The sequence below is a fragment of the Streptomyces sp. DH37 genome (genome assembly GCF_029813835.1).
Taxonomy (GTDB): Bacteria; Actinomycetota; Actinomycetes; order Streptomycetales; family Streptomycetaceae; genus Streptomyces.
In genome coordinates this window covers 1-16,001 of the sequence record NZ_JARVKV010000096.1, presented here as the reverse complement: position 1 = coordinate 16,001, position 16,001 = coordinate 1, and the positions used below count along the sequence as shown (strand labels likewise).

Sequence of the window (16,001 nt, the reverse complement as noted above, 5' to 3'; positions counted from 1 at the left end):
CCCGAGGGTGTTCGCGGGCCGCGGCCACATGACAGGGGTTGAGGAGCCCCTTCGCGGTCCGGAGGACCGGGCGTCAGACCTGGCCGCGCCAGGCGCCCGTCTCCGCGCCACGCTTCTCGATGAACTCCTTGAACCGCTTCAGGTCGCCCTTGGCGCGGTGCCGGACGATGCCGAGCTTGTCGCCGACGGTGTCCGTGACGCCCTCGGGGTCGTGGTCCATCTGGAGCATCACCTTGGTCGTGCTGTCGTCCAGGCGGTGGAAGGTGACCACACCGGCCTGCTTGGCTTCGCCGTCGACCGTCGTCCACGCCACCCGCTCGTCCGGGATCTGCTCGGTGATGCGGGCGTCGAACTCCCGCTCGGCGCCGGCGACCTTCGTCACCCAGTGGGTCAGCGTGTCGCTCTTCTGCTCGACGCGCTCGACGCCCTCCATGAACTCGGGGAAGCTCTCGAACTGAGTCCACTGGTTGTACGCGGTGCGCACCGGCACGCGAACCTCGATCGACTCCTCGACGTGAGACATCCAGCATCCCTTCTCTCGCTGTGATGACTGGTATGTGACGCTTTGTGTTGTTGTCTCACGCGTACCCGAAAGAGGTACGGCCATGCGGGCGCGTCCGACGACAGCCCGTCGGACGCGCCCGACGGGCCGTCACGGCAGGGGGGTTCCGCCGGTGGCGTTGACGACCTCGGCGGTGATGTAACTCGCCTCCTGGGACGCCAGGAAGACGTAGGCCGGGGCCATCTCGGCCGGCTGGGCGGGACGGCCCAGCGGGGACTGCTCCCCGAACTCCGAGGTGTCGGGCATCGTCGCGGGGATCAGCGGCGTCCACACCGGCCCCGGCGCGACGGCGTTGACCCGGATGCCGCGCTCGGCCAGGTTCTGGGCGAGCCCCTGGGTGAAGGTGACGATGGCGCCCTTGGTCATGGCGTAGTCGAGCAGGTGGGGGCTGGGCTTGTAGCCCTGGACGGAGGTGGTGTTGATGATGCTGCCGCCCGCGGGGATGTGCGGCAGGGACAGCTTGGACAGCCAGAACATCCCGTAGAGGTTGGTGCGCACCGTCCGGTCGAACTGCTCGGTGCTGATGCCCTCGATGCCCTCGGACTGGGCCATCTGGAAGGCCGCGTTGTTCACCAGGACGTCGATGCGGCCGAACTCCGCGACCGCCCGCTCCACCAGCCGGCGGCACTCGGACTCCTCGCGGATGTCGCACAGCAGGGCCACGGCCCTGCGCCCGGCCTCCTCGACCAGCCTCACCGTCTCCCGGGCGTCCTCCTCCTCCTCGGCGAGGTAGGTGAAGAGCACGTCGGCGCCCTCCCGCGCGAAGGCGAGGGCCACGGCGCGCCCGATGCCCGAGTCGCCTCCGGTGATGACGGTCCTGCGGTCCTCCAGGCGGCCGCTGCCCCGGTAGGACGACTCGCCGTGGTCGGGCTCCGGGTCCATCCGCCGGGTCAGGCCGGGGTGGGGCTGGTCCTGCTGGGGGAACTCCGGCTGCGGGTGCTGCCGGGTGGGGTCCTGCTGCTCCTGGTCGCTCATGCTTCCCTTCCTCTTCCTGTCTCTTCGCCGGTTCCGCCGCCTCGCCGGCGGGGCGTCTGCGCCCGCGCCCCGGGCCCGGGCGCGCCGGGCCCCGTCCCGCCCCGCCCGGAGACGAGGACCCGCCCGGAGCCCTCGGGCTCCGGGCGGGCACCGTCCGGGCGGATGCGGTGTGCCGCCGCCGTCAGGTGCGGTGGCTGGTGTCCTCGACGCCCAGGCCGAGCGCCCGGGCGATGTCCTGGACGTTCCGGAACTCCTGCCCGGCCGGCAGCCTCCCGGCCAGGCTCAGCAGGCGGTCGGGGGCGTTGTTCTCGCGCAGCGTGTCGAGCACGGCGTCGCGGTCGGCCGGGTAGAGGCCGAGGCCCAGGTGGCGGGCCAGCTCGCTGCGCAGCTCGACGTCGTTCTGGTTCATCCCCGGAGGGGTGCCGCCGGTGAGCACGGTGTTCGGCGCGCGGTCCACGTCGGGCTGGTCCTCACCCGAAGGCTGGAGCTCGTGCTCCTCGTCCATGCGGAGCGACCGGCCCGCGCGGAGCTCGCCCTCCATCTCCTGCTTGAGCTCGTCGTCCCGGGCGGGGCCGGTCTTGTTCTTCCCGTGCGTGGCCATATGGTCCTCCCGAAGGGTCGAAACGCTGGTCGGCGGCGTGCGCCGACGTGGGGATCGCATTCCCGGGCCTGCCTCGATTACACCGTTTACTGCGCTTTTGCGATCAGCTCGGAGGTCACCCCATGTCACCCTTGCGCTGCGGTGTGGCGTCGGCGATGTCCCTCTGGCCGACGTTCTCGGCCTGGTCGATGGCCGCGATGTCCGGGTGGTGCAGGTCGAACGCCGGGGCCTCGGAGCGGATCTTCGGCAGGGTGACGAAGTTGTGCCGCGGCGGCGGGCAGGAAGTGGCCCACTCCAGCGAGCGGCCGTAACCCCACGGGTCGTCGACCTCGATCTTCGGCGCGTCCTTCGCCGTCTTCCAGACGTTGTAGAGGAACGGCAGGGTGGACAGCCCCAGCAGGAAGGCCCCGATGGTGGAGACCGTGTGCAGCGCGGTGAAGCCGTCGGCCGCCAGGTAGTCGGCGTACCGGCGCGGCATGCCCTCGGCGCCCAGCCAGTGCTGGACCAGGAAGGTGGTGTGGAAGCCGACGAACAGCGTCCAGAAGTGGATCTTGCCGAGCCGCTCGTCGAGCATCTTGCCGGTGAACTTCGGCCACCAGAAGTGGAAGCCGCCGAACATCGCGAAGGTCACGGTGCCGAAGATCACGTAGTGGAAGTGGGCGACGACGAAGTAGCTGTCGGTGACGTGCCAGTCCAGCGGCGGGGAGGCCAGGATGACGCCGGTCAGGCCGCCGAAGAGGAAGGTGACCAGGAAGCCGACGGCCCAGAGCATCGGGGTCTCGAAGGAGAGCGAGCCCTTCCACATCGTGCCGATCCAGTTGAAGAACTTCACGCCGGTGGGGATCGCGATCAGGAAGGACAGGAAGGAGAAGAACGGCAGCAGCACCGCGCCGGTGGCGAACATGTGGTGCGCCCAGACGGTCAGCGACAGACCGGTGATCGCGATGGTGGCGCCGATCAGGCCGATGTAGCCGAAGATCGGCTTGCGGCTGAAGACCGGGATGATCTCCGTGATGATGCCGAAGAACGGCAGCGCGATGATGTACACCTCGGGGTGGCCGAAGAACCAGAACAGGTGCTGCCACAGCAGCGGCCCGCCGTTGGACGGGTCGAAGATGTGCGACTGGAACGTGCGGTCCGACTGGAGGGCGAGCAGCGCGGCGGCCAGCACCGGGAAGGCGAGCAGGACCAGCACGCTGGTCAGCAGCACGTTCCAGGTGAAGATCGGCATCCGGAACATCGTCATGCCCGGGGCGCGCATGCAGATGATCGTGGTGATGAAGTTGACCGCGCCCAGGATCGTGCCGAAGCCGGAGAGGGCCAGGCCCATGATCCACAGGTCGCCGCCGATCTGCGGCGTGCGGGTGTCGTCCGACAGCGGTGTGTACGCGGTCCAGCCGAAGTCGGCGGCGCCGTCGGGGGTGAGGAGGGAGGCCACCACGATCAGCCCGCCGAAGAGGTACAACCAGTAGGAGAACATGTTCAGCCGCGGGAACGCCACGTCGGGCGCGCCGATCTGCAGCGGCATGATGGCGTTGGCGAAACCGGCGAACAGCGGCGTCGCGAAGAGCAGCAGCATGATCGTGCCGTGCATGGTGAACGCCTGGTTGTACTGGTAGTTGGAGAGGAGCTGCATGCCCGGACGGGCCAGCTCGGCCCGGACCAGCAGCGCCATCACGCCGCCGATCACGAAGAAGCTGAACGAGCCGACGAGGTAGAGGGCGCCGATCTTCTTGTGGTCGGTGGTGGTCAGCCAGGTGATCACCATCGCTCCGATGGTCTGTTTCCTCTCCGGCTCCTGCTTCAACTGATCCGTCTGCACTGTCATGACCCGTGTCCTCTCGACCCACCGGCTCCGGCCGGCACCCGGACGTGCCGCCCGTGCGGCGCGCACCCGCGGTACCGGCTTCCCGCCCCCCGCAGGCGGTCGTCCCGGCGGGTCCGCCCCGACGTGGACAACACCGTAAGCCGAAAACGCCTTCTTTTGGCTCTTAGGTGGGCGTATGAAACGAATGCTTCCTTTGCTGCCTTCTGTCTTACGCGCGCGAGCCGTCGGCGGCAACGGCGCCGTCCGGGTGTCCGGCCTCCGGGGTGACCCCGGAACGGCGTTCGAAACGCGGGCGTGCCGGTACGGGGCGTTCACCCCTTGCGCCGGCCGGCCCGCCCGCCTGCTCGGTGGGCGGGGAGAACCAGAGCAGCCATGCCGCGAACGCCGTGCCGGTGCCCAGCAGTACGACGAGGGCGCAGGTGTTCAGGGCTTCGGGGGAGGGGACGAAGGACGCCGTCAGGTCGTAGACGATGTGCCCGGCGACCAGGGGGGTGAGCCTGCGGTAGCGCAGGTAGAGGAAGAGGGCGCACGAACCCAGCAGCAGCAGGGCGACGCCGGGCACGCCCAGGTACAGGTGCGCCGCCACCCGCAGCAGCAGACTGATCGCGCAGGCGGCCCACAGCGGACGGCCCGCCGCGCGGCCCAGCACGACGACGGCGCCCACCAGCACCATCTCCTCGGCGACCCCCGTGAACAGGACGTTGGCCACCATGTCCGCGGGGCCGTTCCAGCCCAGCGCCGCGCTCTGCGCCCGGTCCAGAACGGGCAGCCAGGGCGCGGCCGTCGGCAGGCCGAGCTGGAGACCGGCCATCCAGGTGACGGTGGTGTAGGCGAGGACGAAGACGGCCCCGAAGACCATCACGGCCGTCAGCCGTCCGGCGGCGGTGCGCGCGCCGGACGGCGCGATCCCCAGCCCGCGCCACCCCCCGCCGTGCCGCCCGGCCAACTCGCCGCAGAGCCAGGCCAGCAGGACGGTGGTGGCGACGCTGCCCACCACCCCCTGCGCCTCACCGTCCCGCACGAGGGCGACGACACGGGCGGCGCAGGCGACGGCCGTCAGGGCGAGGGCGGTACGCGGCCGGAGCACGCTCCGCGGCGCGGGCCGCGCCGCGAGCAGCCCGGCCAGCCAGCAGCCCGCGGCCAGCGAGCACAGCAGCCGCAGCCACGGAAGCACCGCGCCGGACCAGCCCTCCACCGGCGCACCGGCCAGCCGGGCGAAGTCGATCGCCGAGCCGGTGAGCGGTACGGCGCACGCCACCAGCAGCAGGCGCCACAGGTCGCGTTCCGCCCGCCGCGCGTCGGCGGGGCGGCCCGGACGGGCGGTACGTGCGGTGCCGTCGCGGCGGATCCGGCGAACCGGGCGGGGCGCGGTGGTGTTCGGCGGGCTGTGGGCCACGGGCACGTCTCCCGTACGTCGGCGTCGGCGGATGGCCGCGCTGTCGAGGACTGCTGAGAGGTCTCTCTATCTCCCGGATAGCCGGTCACGGGCCGCCGACACCTCGAACGGCGGGTTCGGCACATGCCGGAGCGCACCGGAGCACGCCGGAGCGCGCGGCACGGCGCCGGCTCCTCCCGGCGCCGACCGGTGCCGTGCCGCGGGGAGCCGCCACCCGAACGGCCCCGCTGAGCGGGTGGGGAGCACCCGGCGCACCCCTGAGCGGGGCTCAGGGGCCTTTCCCTGTTGGAACGGTGGATCGCGCTCCCTAGGCTGGCGGACGCTCCACGCGCCCACGAAGGGAGGCGACCTCGTGCCGGCTCCCACCCGTGCCCCACCCCGGCCCGGCCGTCCCGGTTCCCGACCGCCCTCCGTCGAAAGGCGTACCCCGTGCTGGACATCGCCCTGTTCGGCAGCGGCCGCATCGGCCGCGTGCACGCCGACACCATCGCCTCCGGCCCCCGCACGCGTCTGTCCTGGGTGTGCGACCCGCTTCCGGGCGCGGCCGCCGAACTCGCCGGGCGGTACGGCGCCAAGGCCGCCGAGAGCGCCGGCGAGGTCCTGGCGGACCGCTCGGTCACCGCGGTGGTGATCGCCAGCCCCACCCCCACCCACCTCGAGCTGATCGCCGCCGCCGCCGACGCGGGCAAGGCGGTGCTGTGCGAGAAGCCGATCGACCTGGACCTGGAACGGGTCGACGCCTGCTGGAAGCGGATCGCGGACTCCGGCCCCCGGGTGATGATCGGCTTCAACCGCAGGTTCGACCCCGCCTTCGCCGAGATCCGCGCCCGGATCGCGGCTGGCGAGATCGGCCGGCTGGAGCACCTGGTGATCACCAGCCGCGACCCGGAACCGCCGCCGCCCGCGTACGCCCGGGGCGCGGGAGGGATCTTCCGCGACATGACGATCCACGACCTCGACATGGCCCGGTTCCTCCTCGGGGACATCGCCGAGGTCCACGCCATGGCGGCCCCGGCCGGGGCGGGCGGGGCCACCGGGCCGGAGGACGGCGAGGCCGACCACGCCGTGGTCACCCTGCGCTCGGCGGACGGGCGGCTGTGCCAGATCGCCAACAGCCGCAGCTGCGCCTTCGGTTACGACCAGCGCGTCGAGGCGTTCGGCACCGGCGGCATGCTCCAGGCCGCCAACCGGACGCCGACCACCGTGCGCGCCTACACGGCCGCCGGGGTCGAGACGGCCTCCCCGTACCTGCGCTTCTTCCTGGAGCGCTACCGGGAGGCGTACCGCCGCGAACTGGAGTACTTCGCCGGGGCCGTGGAGAGCGGCGCGCCGCTGAGCCCGGGGTACGCCGACGGACGCGCCGCGCTCGTCCTGGCCGAGGCCGCGTGCGAGAGTGTGCGCACCGGCCGGACCGTCGCGGTGGGCTGACCCGTCCGCGAGCCACCGCCCCCGTGCGGGGAGTCCGTCCCGGCCCCGCACCGCCGTCGTGCCGTCCGACTGCCATCTGACCGCCTCTGACTGCCTCTGACCGCCTCTGACCTGCCTCCGACTGCCATCCGACCGCAGAGGACCTGGACCATCGCCATGATCATGGACCGTGTCGCCGGAGCCCCCATCTCCTGGGGAGTGTGCGAAGTGCCCGGCTGGGGCCACCAGCTCGAACCCCGCAGGGTGCTCGCCGAGATGGCCGGGCTGGGCCTGGCCGCCACCGAGTTCGGGCCCGACGGCTTCCTCCCCGCCGACCCGGGGGAGAAGGCGGAGCTGCTGCGCTCGTACGGGCTCCGCGCCGTCGGCGGATTCGTGCCCGCCGTCCTCCACGACCCCGGCCGTGACCCGCTGCCCACCGCCGACGCGGCGCTGGACGGACTCACCGCCGCCGGGGCCGGGACCCTCGTGCTGGCCGCCGCCACCGGACTCGACGGCTACGACGAGCGCCCCGTCCTCGACGACGCCGGATGGTCCGTGCTCCTCGCCAACCTCGGCCGCCTCACCGAGCGCTGCGCGGAGCGCGGGGTCTCCCTCGCCCTGCACCCGCACATGGGCACCGTGATCGAGGACCGGGAGGAGGTGACACGGGTCCTGGAGGGCAGCGAGGTGCCCCTGTGCCTGGACACCGGCCACCTGCTGGCCGGCGGCACCGACCCCGTGGACCTCGTCCGGCAGGCGCCCGGACGGATCGCGCACACCCATCTGAAGGACGTCGACGCCGGCCTCGCGGCCCGGGTGCGCGGCGGGGAGCTGCCCTACCACGAGGCGGTGCGCGCCGGTCTGTACCGCCCGCTGGGCCGGGGGGACGTGGACGTCGCCGGGATCGTCCGCCTCCTGGAGGACGCGGGCTACGACGGCTGGTACGTGATGGAGCAGGACACGGTGCTCACCGCCGAGCCCGCGGACGAGGGGCCGCTCGCGGACGTCCGCGCCGGTGTGGAGTTCCTGCGCGCTCTGGACACCGGGCCCGGCACGCGCTGAGGGCCGGCCGCCGGCGCCGACCGCGCGGACCGTTCCGGCGGCGGACCCCACGGTCGGCCGCGGAACGGTCCCCACGGTGCTCCACGGACCCCGGACCCGTTCCCCACCCCGGTGGCGCCCCGCCGGCGGCCCCGGCCCGTCAGCAGACCCTCAGGCCGAGCGCCGTGGCGATGACGACCGCCTGCTCGGCGTCGATCTTCGCGCCCGCCAGCCGCACGGTCAGCGGGTTCAGGGCCGACAGCTCGCTGCCGCGCAGATCGGCCCCCTCCAGCCGCGCGCTGTGCAGCATCGCCCCGGTCAGGTCCGTCCCCGTCACGCTCGCCTTCTCCAGCCGGGCGCCCGCCAGGTCGGCCTCCCGCATCCGGACGTCGCTGAAGGACGCCCCGCGCAGGTCCGCGCCCGGCAGACCGGTGAACGACCAGTCCCCGCGCACCACTTCGAGCAGGGTGAACGTCGACTGCCGGAACACGCTGCCCAGCATCCTGCAGTCGGTGAAGCAGGTGTCGAAGAACGTGCAGCGGCGGAAGACGCAGTCGGTGAAGACCGCCCCGGTGTGCCGGGAGGCGTTGAAGCGCACCCCGGCGAACACGCACGAGTCGAAGACGGCCCCCCGGTTGGCGACCTCGGTCCAGTCGGTGTCGAGGAAGGTGTACCCGGTCCAGGAGTGGCGGTCCGTCAGGACCCGGCCGTACCAGTCCTCACCCTGGACCACCCGGTCCCCGTCGGGGACGGGGGGCTCGCCGGGGAGGGGGTCGGTGTTCGCGCGGACGGGGTCGGCGGTCATGGCCTCATTCAACACCGGCGTTCCCCTCCGCCCGGCCGTGCCGGGCGCCGCGCACCCGAACGGCACACCGCGCGCCGCACCACCGCGCGCCGGGGCCCGGCGGCTCAGAGCGCCTCCAGGGGGATCTCGGGGGCCGCCCCCAGCGCCTGCTCGGTCCAGATGGTCTTGCCCGAGGGCGTGTAGCGGCTGCCCCAGCGGTGGGCGAGCTGGGCGATGAGGAACAGGCCGCGCCCGCCCTCGTCGGTCAGCCGGGCGCGGCGCAGATGGGGCTGGGTCTGGCTGGGGTCGGAGACCTCGCAGATCAGGGTCCGGTCCCTGATCAGCCGCACCCCGATGGGGGACCCGGCGTAGCGGATGGCGTTGGTGACCAGCTCGCTGACGATCAGTTCGGTGGTGAAGGCCATCTCCTCCAGGCCCCACTCGGCGAGCTGGGCGGTGACCAGGTCGCGGGCCTGGGCGACGACGGTCGGGTCGGCCGTGAACCGCCAGGCCACGGTGGCGTCCTCCGGCAGGGCCCGCACCCGGGCCACGAGGAGGGCCACGTCGTCGGCCGGCGCCTCGGACAGGACGTGGTCGACCACGGCGCGCCCGATGTCGGCGGGGGAGCCCCCGGCCGCCGCGGCGGCGTGCATGCCCTCGCGCAGCAGCCTCATCCGGTCCCCGGAGGGGTCCCCGGCGTGGGCCACCAGCTCGTTGGTGTAGAAGCCCAGCACGCTGCCCGGCCCCAGGTGCAGCTCGACGGGCTCGAAGGGCATGCCGCCCACCCCCAGGGCCGGGCCCGGCTTGAGGTCCACGCAGCGGGTGTGCCCCTCCGCGCTGGTCAGGACCGGCGGCGGATGGCCGGCGCTGGCCAGCACGCACCGCCCGGTGATCGGGTCGTACACGCAGTACAGGCAGGTCGCGCCGACCACGCCGCCGGCGCTGCCGTCCGACTGCGGTTCGGTGGAGGCCAGCCGTACGGCGAGGTCGTCCAGATGGGTGAGCAGCTCCTCCGGGGCGAGGTCGAGGTCGGCGAGGGTCTGCACGGCGGTGCGCAGCCGGCCCATGGTGGCCGTCGCGCCGAGCCCGTGCCCGGCCACGTCGCCGATGACGAAGGCCACCCGGGTGGAGGAGAGCGGGATGACGTCGTACCAGCTTCCCCCCACCCCCGCCGCGGTGCCGGCCGGAACGTAGGTGCCGGCGGTCTCGGCCGCGCTGAAGTCCACTCCCGCCGGGGGCAGCAGACTGCGCTGCAGGGTCTCCACGGTGCGCAGTTCGGTGGTGTACCGGCGGGCGTTCTCCAGGCTGAGCGCGGCCCGCGAGGCGATCTCCTCCATCAGGGGGACGTCGTTCACGCCGAAGGGGACCCGGTCCCCGTCGCGCCACAGCCCCAGCACGCCCAGCACATGGCCCCGGGCGTGCAGCGGGACGACCAGCGCGGAGGTCGCCGACTCCGGGAACATCAGCCGGCGCCGCTCCGTGTCGGGGGTCAGCTGCTCCCGCAGAGCGGCCATGTCGGGCACCAGGACGGCCTGCCCGTCGCGCAGGGCGTCGCTCTCCAGGTCCCGGGCGTGGACGGTGTCCCCGCGCTGGTACATGTCGGCGGGCCAAGTACCGTCCGCCGCGGCCACCGCGATCCGGCGCAGCGGCGTCCCGGGGGAGAAGGCGCCGGGGTCCTGGCCCCGGAGCACCTTCTCCACCAGGTCCACGCACGCCAGGTCCGCGAAGTCGGGCACCAGGATCCGGGTCAGCTCCCCGGCGTTGCGGGCCACGTCCAGGGTCTGGCCCAGCCGGGCCGCGGCGGCGTGGAGGAGGGCCAGCCGCCGCCGCGCCGCGTACTGCTCGGTGATGTCGGTGAAGACCGCCGCGACCCCGACGACGCGGCCGTGGCTGTCCTCCAGCCGGAAGGCCGAGGAGGACAGCACCCGCTCCTGCCCGGGGGCGTACAGCCGCCGCGCCGAGTGCTCCCAGTCGATGACCGACTCGCCGGTCTCCAGGACCCGCCGCCACTGCTCCTCGATCGCCTCGGCGTCCTCCGGCACGAGGATCGCCCGCAGATTCCTGCCGGGCACGTGCGCCCAGGGGCTCGCGGCCCGGGGAACGCCGAAGAACTCCGGGCCGAGGTTCGCGCGGGTGGTCCGCAGCTCGGTGTCGTGCACCACGAGGCCGATGCGGTTCTGGGTGAACAGCGCGCGGATCAGCGCCTGGTCCTCCGTCCAGCGCCGCCCGAGGGCGGAGGGGACGGCGCACACCAGGAACCGCGCCCTGCTGCCGGCGGGCAGCGGCAGCACCTCGGCGTCCACCTCGACCGGTGTGCCGTCCCGGTACACCAGAGCCGTACGGAGCTCCACGGGCTCCGTCCCGGGATGGTCGGGCGGTCTGTCCCAGGGCCCGGGGCCGGTGACGAGGTCCGCCATCGGCCGTCCGCGGACCTCCTCGGGCGTGCGGCCGACCAGGTCCAGCACGGTGGCGGTGCACTGCAGCACGGTCCCGCGCCCGTCCAGCACGAACGCGGCCGCGCCGCCCCGCGCGGGGCCGGAGTCCGCGTCGTGGTGGTGCGTGGTCGGATTCACTCGGCTGCCTCGCTCCGGAGAGTCGACGCTACTTTCGGCCATTCAACCCCGACCGGAGCCCGTGCGCATGACGGCGGCCGTCCGCGTGCCGCCCCGGCGGGGCGCATACCGCGAGGAGAAACGGCTACCCCGTAGAGGGCGGAGGAACCGCACGGCGGCCGTGCGCCGCCGCGGGACGGGAAGGACGGGAGGGAGGCCCGCCATGGCACCGGCTCCGGCACCGGTCCTGTACACCGTCGGGCACGGCACCGCCGACCGGGAGGGGCTGGCCGGCCTGCTGACGGGAGCGGGCGTCGCCCTGGTGGTGGACGTGCGCACCGCCCCGGGAAGCCGCCGCAACCCGGACGTCGCCCGCGACCGGCTCGCGCGGTGGCTGCCGGAGTACGGGATCGACTACCGCTGGGAGAAGCCGCTGGGCGGTTTCCGCAGGCCGCGGCCCGACTCGCCCGACACCGTCTGGCGCAACGACTCCTTCCGGGGGTACGCCGCCCACACCCGCGACCCCTCCTTCCGGGAGGCGCTGGACGGGGTGCTGCGGGACGCCGCGCGGACCGCCACTGCGGTCATGTGCTCCGAGGCGGTGTGGTGGCGCTGCCACCGCCGGCTGATCGCCGACGCCGCGGTCCTGACCGGCGGCACGGACGTCCTGCATCTGATGCACGACGGGAGGCTCGTCCCGCACGGGCCGACGCCGGGGGTGAGGCTGCGGGAGGACGGGCTGATGGTCTACGACGACCTGGCCGCCGCGGGCGGTGCGGACGCGGCGGCCGGTTCGGGCCGCGCTCCCGGCCGGTGACCGGGCCCGGACGGGACCAGCCCGGCCGGCCCGGGCCCGGATGCGGGGTCAGACCACCGTCCACAGGCCGAGGGCGATCAGGAACGCCGACAGCCCCAGGGTCGTCTCCATCACCGTCCAGGTCCGCAGGGTGGTCTTGACGTCCATCCCGAAGAAGCGGCTCACCAGCCAGAACCCCGAGTCGTTCACGTGCGAGAGCACCGTGGCGCCCGCCGCGATGGCCACCACCAGCAGGGTGAGCTTCAGATCGCCCAGGTCCGCGTCGCGGGCCGCGCCGGCGATCAGCCCGGAGGCGGTGGTCAGGGCGACCGTGGCCGAGCCCTGGGCGACGCGCAGCAGGGTGGCGATCACGAACGCCTGGACGATCAGGGACATGCCCAGACCGGAGAGGGAGTCGCTGAGCGCGGCGCCGATGCCGGACAGCTCCAGCACACCGCCGAACATGCCGCCCGCGCCGGTGATCAGGATGATGGCGCACACCGGTCCGAGGGCGCTGTCGACGATCCCGCTGACCTTCCCCATCGGGGCGCGCCGCCGCCCCAGCACGAGGATCGCGGCGATGACGGTGATCATCAGGGCGATCGGGGTGAAGCCCAGCAGCCCCAGGAACTCCGCCCAGTCCTCGTCCTCGTCGATGACGCCCGCGGTGACGAGCGTGCTCAGGACGGTGTCGAAGGAGATCAGCACCAGCGGGATCAGCAGCAGGCCGAGGACCGTGCCGAAGGACGGCGGCCGCTCGCCGAGGCGTTCACCGCCGGCGCCGTCCGCGCGGTCCTCCTCGCCGCGTCCGTGGGCGTCGCGCGCCTCGCCGAAGACCACGTCGGGCAGCGACACGGGGATGCGGGCGCCGAGGAAGCGGGAGACCAGCAGGACGCCGACGTACCACGCCACCACCGCGACGGGGAGGCCCAGGAGCAGGGTGAGTCCGATGTCCGCGCCGAGCACCTCGGCGGCGGCGACCGGTCCCGGGTGGGGCGGGACGATGGCGTGCATGGCGGCGAAGGCGCCGGCCGCGGGCAGGGCGTACAGCAGCAGCGAGCCGCCGAAGCGCCGGGCCACGGTCAGGATGATGGGCAGGAACACCACCAGGCCGGCGTCGAAGAAGATAGGGAAGCCGAAGAGGAGGGCAGCCACACCCAGCGCCAGGGGCGCCCTGCGTTCCCCGAAACGGGTGATCAGGGTGTCGGCCAGCACCTGGGCGCCGCCGGTGATCTCCAGCAGGCGGCCGAGCATCACGCCGAAGGCGACCAGGAGGGCCACCGAGCCGATGGTGTCGGCGAAGCCGAACATCAGGACGTCGGGGATGTCGGCCAGGGGGAAGCCGACCGCGACCGCGGTCACCGCGCTCACCAGGACCAGCGACACGAAGGCGTGCAGTTTCACCTTCATGATGAGGAAGAGCAGCAGGGCCACGGCGCCCGCCGCGATCAGCAGCAGTGTCACCGTCCCGTAGGCCGGGTCGATCGCTTCCACGAATCCACTCCGTTTTCGTGTTCGCATCGCCGGACGCTCCGCCCGGCGGCTGTCAGGGGTACCGGCCACCCTGCCCCGGTGCATTCCTCCTGACAAGTGAGGGAGCGGGGACGGGGATGAGGAGGAGAAAAGAGAAGGGGGGAGAGGGCGGCGGAGCGGTATGCGGGTACGGGGCCGGATGCCCGGCCGGTCCGGCGCCCGGTGCCGCCGGACCGGTGAAACCCGGGAAACCCGGGAAATCCACGGATTCCGCAAAATCCGCGAAACCCGTGGAACCCGTGAAGCCGACGGAAAGGCCCTGGTGGGCGGCGGTCTCCCGGCGGGAGCGGCTCCGGCCGCGGGGCGGACGGCGGCCGGTGGCGGCGGTTCGTCCGGGGGGCGGGGAAATACGGCTGCGGAGTTCTCCGGGGCGCGGCGGGAGGGGACCGGGAAATTTCCTGTCGTCGGCTCGGTCGTCGGCACGGTCATCCCGACAGCCACCCCCACCGTCATCGGCGCAGTCATCCCCCACTGCTATCCCCACCGCCATCGGCTCAGTCATCGGCACCGCCATCGGCTCAGTCATCGGCTCAGCCATCGGCACGGTCATCCGCTCACGCGTCCCCGGAGGCGGCGGAGGGGAATTCCCGGCCCGAACCCCCCTTCCGGGGCCGCTCCCGTACGGGAACCGGCGGGGCGCGGCGCCCCCGGCGGGGCGGCGCGACGCCCCTTCCGCGGTCACATGTCCATCCGAAGCGGACGCCCCGTTCGCCTATCGTGCGGTTTCCCTTGACGCGGAACCGAGTGCGGCTACTCTCTATGGGAGCGCTCCCACGATGTGCTCCGGATCACATGCTCCGGGTCGGCGGCCGGTGGCCGACGGTCGGCGTCCACCGCGGTGCCGTGCCGCCGATCCGGTGACCGTCCTCGTCCGGTCGCCCGTCCGGCCGCGGTCCGGGCCTCTGCATGACATGGACATATCCGTCCTGGCGTGCGGGGCCGGGACCGCGGCCGGGCGGTCCGGAGCCGCGGTGCGCCGCCGCCGACGGGCGGTGGTTCATGTCCCCCCACCGAGGAGTACGCATGCTCCGCAAGACCTTCCCCGCGGCGGGCCGCGCACTCGCGCTGGCCGCCGTCGCCGCCGCCGCGCTGCTCTTACCGGGCGGGACCGCGCAGGCGGCCGACTCGCCGTACTACGTCAACCCCGGCACCCAGGCCGCGCGCTGGGCGGCGGCCAATCCGGGCGACTGGCGCGCGCCCGTGATCCGCGACCGGATCGCCTCCGTCCCGCAGGGCCAGTGGTTCACCACGACCAACACCGGCACGGTCCGGGCCGAGGTGGACTCGCTCGTCACGGCCGCCGCCGAGGCGGGCGGGATCCCGATCCTGGTGGTCTACAACATGCCCAACCGCGACTGCGGCGGCGCCAGCGGCGGCGGCGCCTCCAGCCACTCCGCGTACCGGCAGTGGATCGACGAGCTGGCCGCCGGACTGGAGGGCCGGCCGGCCGCCGTGGTCGTCGAGCCGGACGTCCTGGCCCTGATGACGAACTGCCAGAGCGCCGAGGAGCAGGCCCGGACCCGTGCGTCGATGGCCTACGCGGGCAAAGCCCTCAAAGCCGCCTCGTCCCGGGCGAAGGTGTACTTCGACGCGGCGCACTCGCGCTGGCACCCGCCCGCGGAGATGGCCTCCCGGCTGGTCGCGGCGGGCATCGCCGACAGCGCCGACGGGATCTCCACCAACGTCTCCAACTACAACCGCACCGCCGACGAGGTCGCCTACGCCAAGGCGGTCCTGAACGCGATCGGCTCGCCGGGCCTACGCGCGGTGATCGACACCAGCCGCAACGGCAACGGTCCCGCCGGCGGCCAGTGGTGCGACCCGTCGGGGCGGGCGATCGGCACCCCGACCACCGACCGGACCGGCGACGAGAGGATCGCCGCCTTCCTGTGGGTCAAGCTCCCCGGCGAGGCGGACGGCTGCGCGGGTCCGGCCGGTCGGTTCATGCCCCAGCTCGCCTACGACATGGCCGTCGCGGCACCGGCGAGGACCCGGTGAGCGGCGGCCGGACCGCTGAGAGAGGACACTCCATGGAATCACTGGACAGGTACAGGGACCACGTGCTCGGGATCTACCGCGTCGTGGTGGGACTGCTGTTCGCCTGCCACGGCGCGGCGACGCTGTTCAACGTGCTCGGCGGGCCCCACGGCGGCCACGTGCCCGAGGTCGGCCAGTGGCCGTCCTGGTGGGCCGCCGCCATCCAGCTCGTCGGCGGCGTCCTGGTGATGGTGGGGATCGGCACCCGGGTCGCCGCGCTGATCTGCTCCGGCTCGATGGCGTACGCCTACTTCGTCATGCACCAGCCCGAGGCGCTCTTCCCGATCCAGAACGGCGGGGAGGCGGCCGCGATGTTCTGCTGGGCTTTCCTCCTCATCGCCGCGCTCGGTCCCGGCGCGTGGGCGATGGGCTCCCTCTTCGCGCGCACCGAGCGCGTGGGCAGGACCGAGGAGGCGAGGGCGACCGCCGTCTGAGGCGGCCGCCCGATGCCGGAACCGGGCGGGCCGGTGCCGCGGAGCGCTCCGCGGC

At 73.3% G+C, this 16,001-nt stretch carries 13 protein-coding genes; 5 read left to right on the top strand and 8 right to left on the bottom strand.

The genetic code is table 11. The annotated features are described in order from the left end of the window. Positions 1–73: 73 nt before the first annotated feature. From QC029_RS28850 to QC029_RS28830, 5 genes are all read right to left on the bottom strand, one after another. Positions 74–523 (bottom strand): SRPBCC family protein, encoded by a 450-nt coding sequence (locus tag QC029_RS28850; protein ID WP_279558778.1) that lies wholly within the window; start codon positions 521–523, stop codon positions 74–76. 129 nt (positions 524–652) lie between these two features. Beyond that, on the bottom strand, positions 653–1,537 hold the full coding sequence (locus QC029_RS28845) for an SDR family oxidoreductase (RefSeq protein ID WP_279558777.1): 885 nt from the start codon (positions 1,535–1,537) through the stop codon (positions 653–655). 181 nt (positions 1,538–1,718) lie between these two features. After that, positions 1,719–2,138, bottom strand: a complete 420-nt coding sequence (locus tag QC029_RS28840; RefSeq protein ID WP_279558776.1) for a DUF2795 domain-containing protein — start codon at positions 2,136–2,138, stop codon at positions 1,719–1,721. A 115-nt stretch (positions 2,139–2,253) separates the two neighbouring features. Next, a complete protein-coding gene (ctaD, locus tag QC029_RS28835; RefSeq protein ID WP_279558775.1) occupies positions 2,254–3,966 on the bottom strand; it encodes a cytochrome c oxidase subunit I in 1,713 nt (570 codons plus the stop codon). A gap of 208 nt (positions 3,967–4,174) precedes the next feature. Next, positions 4,175–5,362 (bottom strand): CPBP family intramembrane glutamic endopeptidase, encoded by a 1,188-nt coding sequence (locus tag QC029_RS28830; protein WP_279558774.1) that lies wholly within the window; start codon positions 5,360–5,362, stop codon positions 4,175–4,177. 429 nt (positions 5,363–5,791) lie between these two features. On the opposite strand from QC029_RS28830, the gene iolG reads away from it, so the two are divergent. Continuing rightward, complete coding sequence (iolG, locus tag QC029_RS28825) at positions 5,792–6,790, top strand: inositol 2-dehydrogenase (RefSeq protein WP_279558773.1); 999 nt, start codon at positions 5,792–5,794, stop codon at positions 6,788–6,790. Between the two features lie 156 nt (positions 6,791–6,946). Continuing rightward, a complete protein-coding gene (locus QC029_RS28820; protein WP_279558772.1) occupies positions 6,947–7,831 on the top strand; it encodes a sugar phosphate isomerase/epimerase in 885 nt (294 codons plus the stop codon). 139 nt (positions 7,832–7,970) lie between these two features. On the opposite strand, the gene QC029_RS28815 is transcribed toward QC029_RS28820, so the two are convergent. After that, positions 7,971–8,615 carry a pentapeptide repeat-containing protein gene (locus QC029_RS28815; RefSeq protein ID WP_279558771.1) on the bottom strand — a complete coding sequence of 215 codons (645 nt, stop codon included), beginning with the start codon at positions 8,613–8,615 and terminating at the stop codon, positions 7,971–7,973. Between the two features lie 104 nt (positions 8,616–8,719). Further along, entirely contained in the window at positions 8,720–11,167 is a 2,448-nt protein-coding gene (locus tag QC029_RS28810) for a SpoIIE family protein phosphatase (protein WP_279558770.1), read from the bottom strand. Positions 11,168–11,369: 202 nt separating this feature from the next. Between QC029_RS28810 and QC029_RS28805 the strand changes: the two genes are divergently transcribed. Further along, positions 11,370–11,963, top strand: coding sequence for a DUF488 family protein (locus tag QC029_RS28805; RefSeq protein WP_279558769.1), 594 nt, complete (start codon positions 11,370–11,372; stop codon positions 11,961–11,963). 48 nt (positions 11,964–12,011) lie between these two features. On the opposite strand, the gene QC029_RS28800 is transcribed toward QC029_RS28805, so the two are convergent. Continuing rightward, entirely contained in the window at positions 12,012–13,436 is a 1,425-nt protein-coding gene (locus QC029_RS28800) for a GntP family permease (RefSeq protein ID WP_279558768.1), read from the bottom strand. Positions 13,437–14,498: 1,062 nt separating this feature from the next. Here QC029_RS28800 and QC029_RS28795 point away from each other — a divergent pair. Both QC029_RS28795 and QC029_RS28790 read left to right on the top strand, forming a co-directional pair. Next, positions 14,499–15,473, top strand: coding sequence for a glycoside hydrolase family 6 protein (locus QC029_RS28795; protein ID WP_279558767.1), 975 nt, complete (start codon positions 14,499–14,501; stop codon positions 15,471–15,473). A gap of 32 nt (positions 15,474–15,505) precedes the next feature. Beyond that, positions 15,506–15,946 (top strand): DoxX family protein, encoded by a 441-nt coding sequence (locus QC029_RS28790; RefSeq protein WP_279558766.1) that lies wholly within the window; start codon positions 15,506–15,508, stop codon positions 15,944–15,946. The last annotated feature ends 55 nt before the right edge of the window (positions 15,947–16,001 follow it).

Excerpts from the sequence above, each read along its gene's own strand:
- QC029_RS28840 (WP_279558776.1), bottom strand. The coding sequence starts at position 2,138 with ATGGCCACGCACGGGAAGAACAAGACCGGCCCCGCCCGGGACGACGAG.
- QC029_RS28790 (WP_279558766.1), top strand. The coding sequence starts at position 15,506 with ATGGAATCACTGGACAGGTACAGGGACCACGTGCTCGGGATCTACCGC.
- QC029_RS28845 (WP_279558777.1), bottom strand. The coding sequence starts at position 1,537 with ATGAGCGACCAGGAGCAGCAGGACCCCACCCGGCAGCACCCGCAGCCG.
- QC029_RS28850 (WP_279558778.1), bottom strand. The coding sequence starts at position 523 with ATGTCTCACGTCGAGGAGTCGATCGAGGTTCGCGTGCCGGTGCGCACC.
- QC029_RS28805 (WP_279558769.1), top strand. The coding sequence starts at position 11,370 with ATGGCACCGGCTCCGGCACCGGTCCTGTACACCGTCGGGCACGGCACC.
- QC029_RS28815 (WP_279558771.1), bottom strand. The coding sequence starts at position 8,615 with ATGACCGCCGACCCCGTCCGCGCGAACACCGACCCCCTCCCCGGCGAG.
- QC029_RS28795 (WP_279558767.1), top strand. The coding sequence starts at position 14,499 with ATGCTCCGCAAGACCTTCCCCGCGGCGGGCCGCGCACTCGCGCTGGCC.
- QC029_RS28820 (WP_279558772.1), top strand. The coding sequence starts at position 6,947 with ATGATCATGGACCGTGTCGCCGGAGCCCCCATCTCCTGGGGAGTGTGC.
- ctaD (WP_279558775.1), bottom strand. The coding sequence starts at position 3,966 with ATGACAGTGCAGACGGATCAGTTGAAGCAGGAGCCGGAGAGGAAACAG.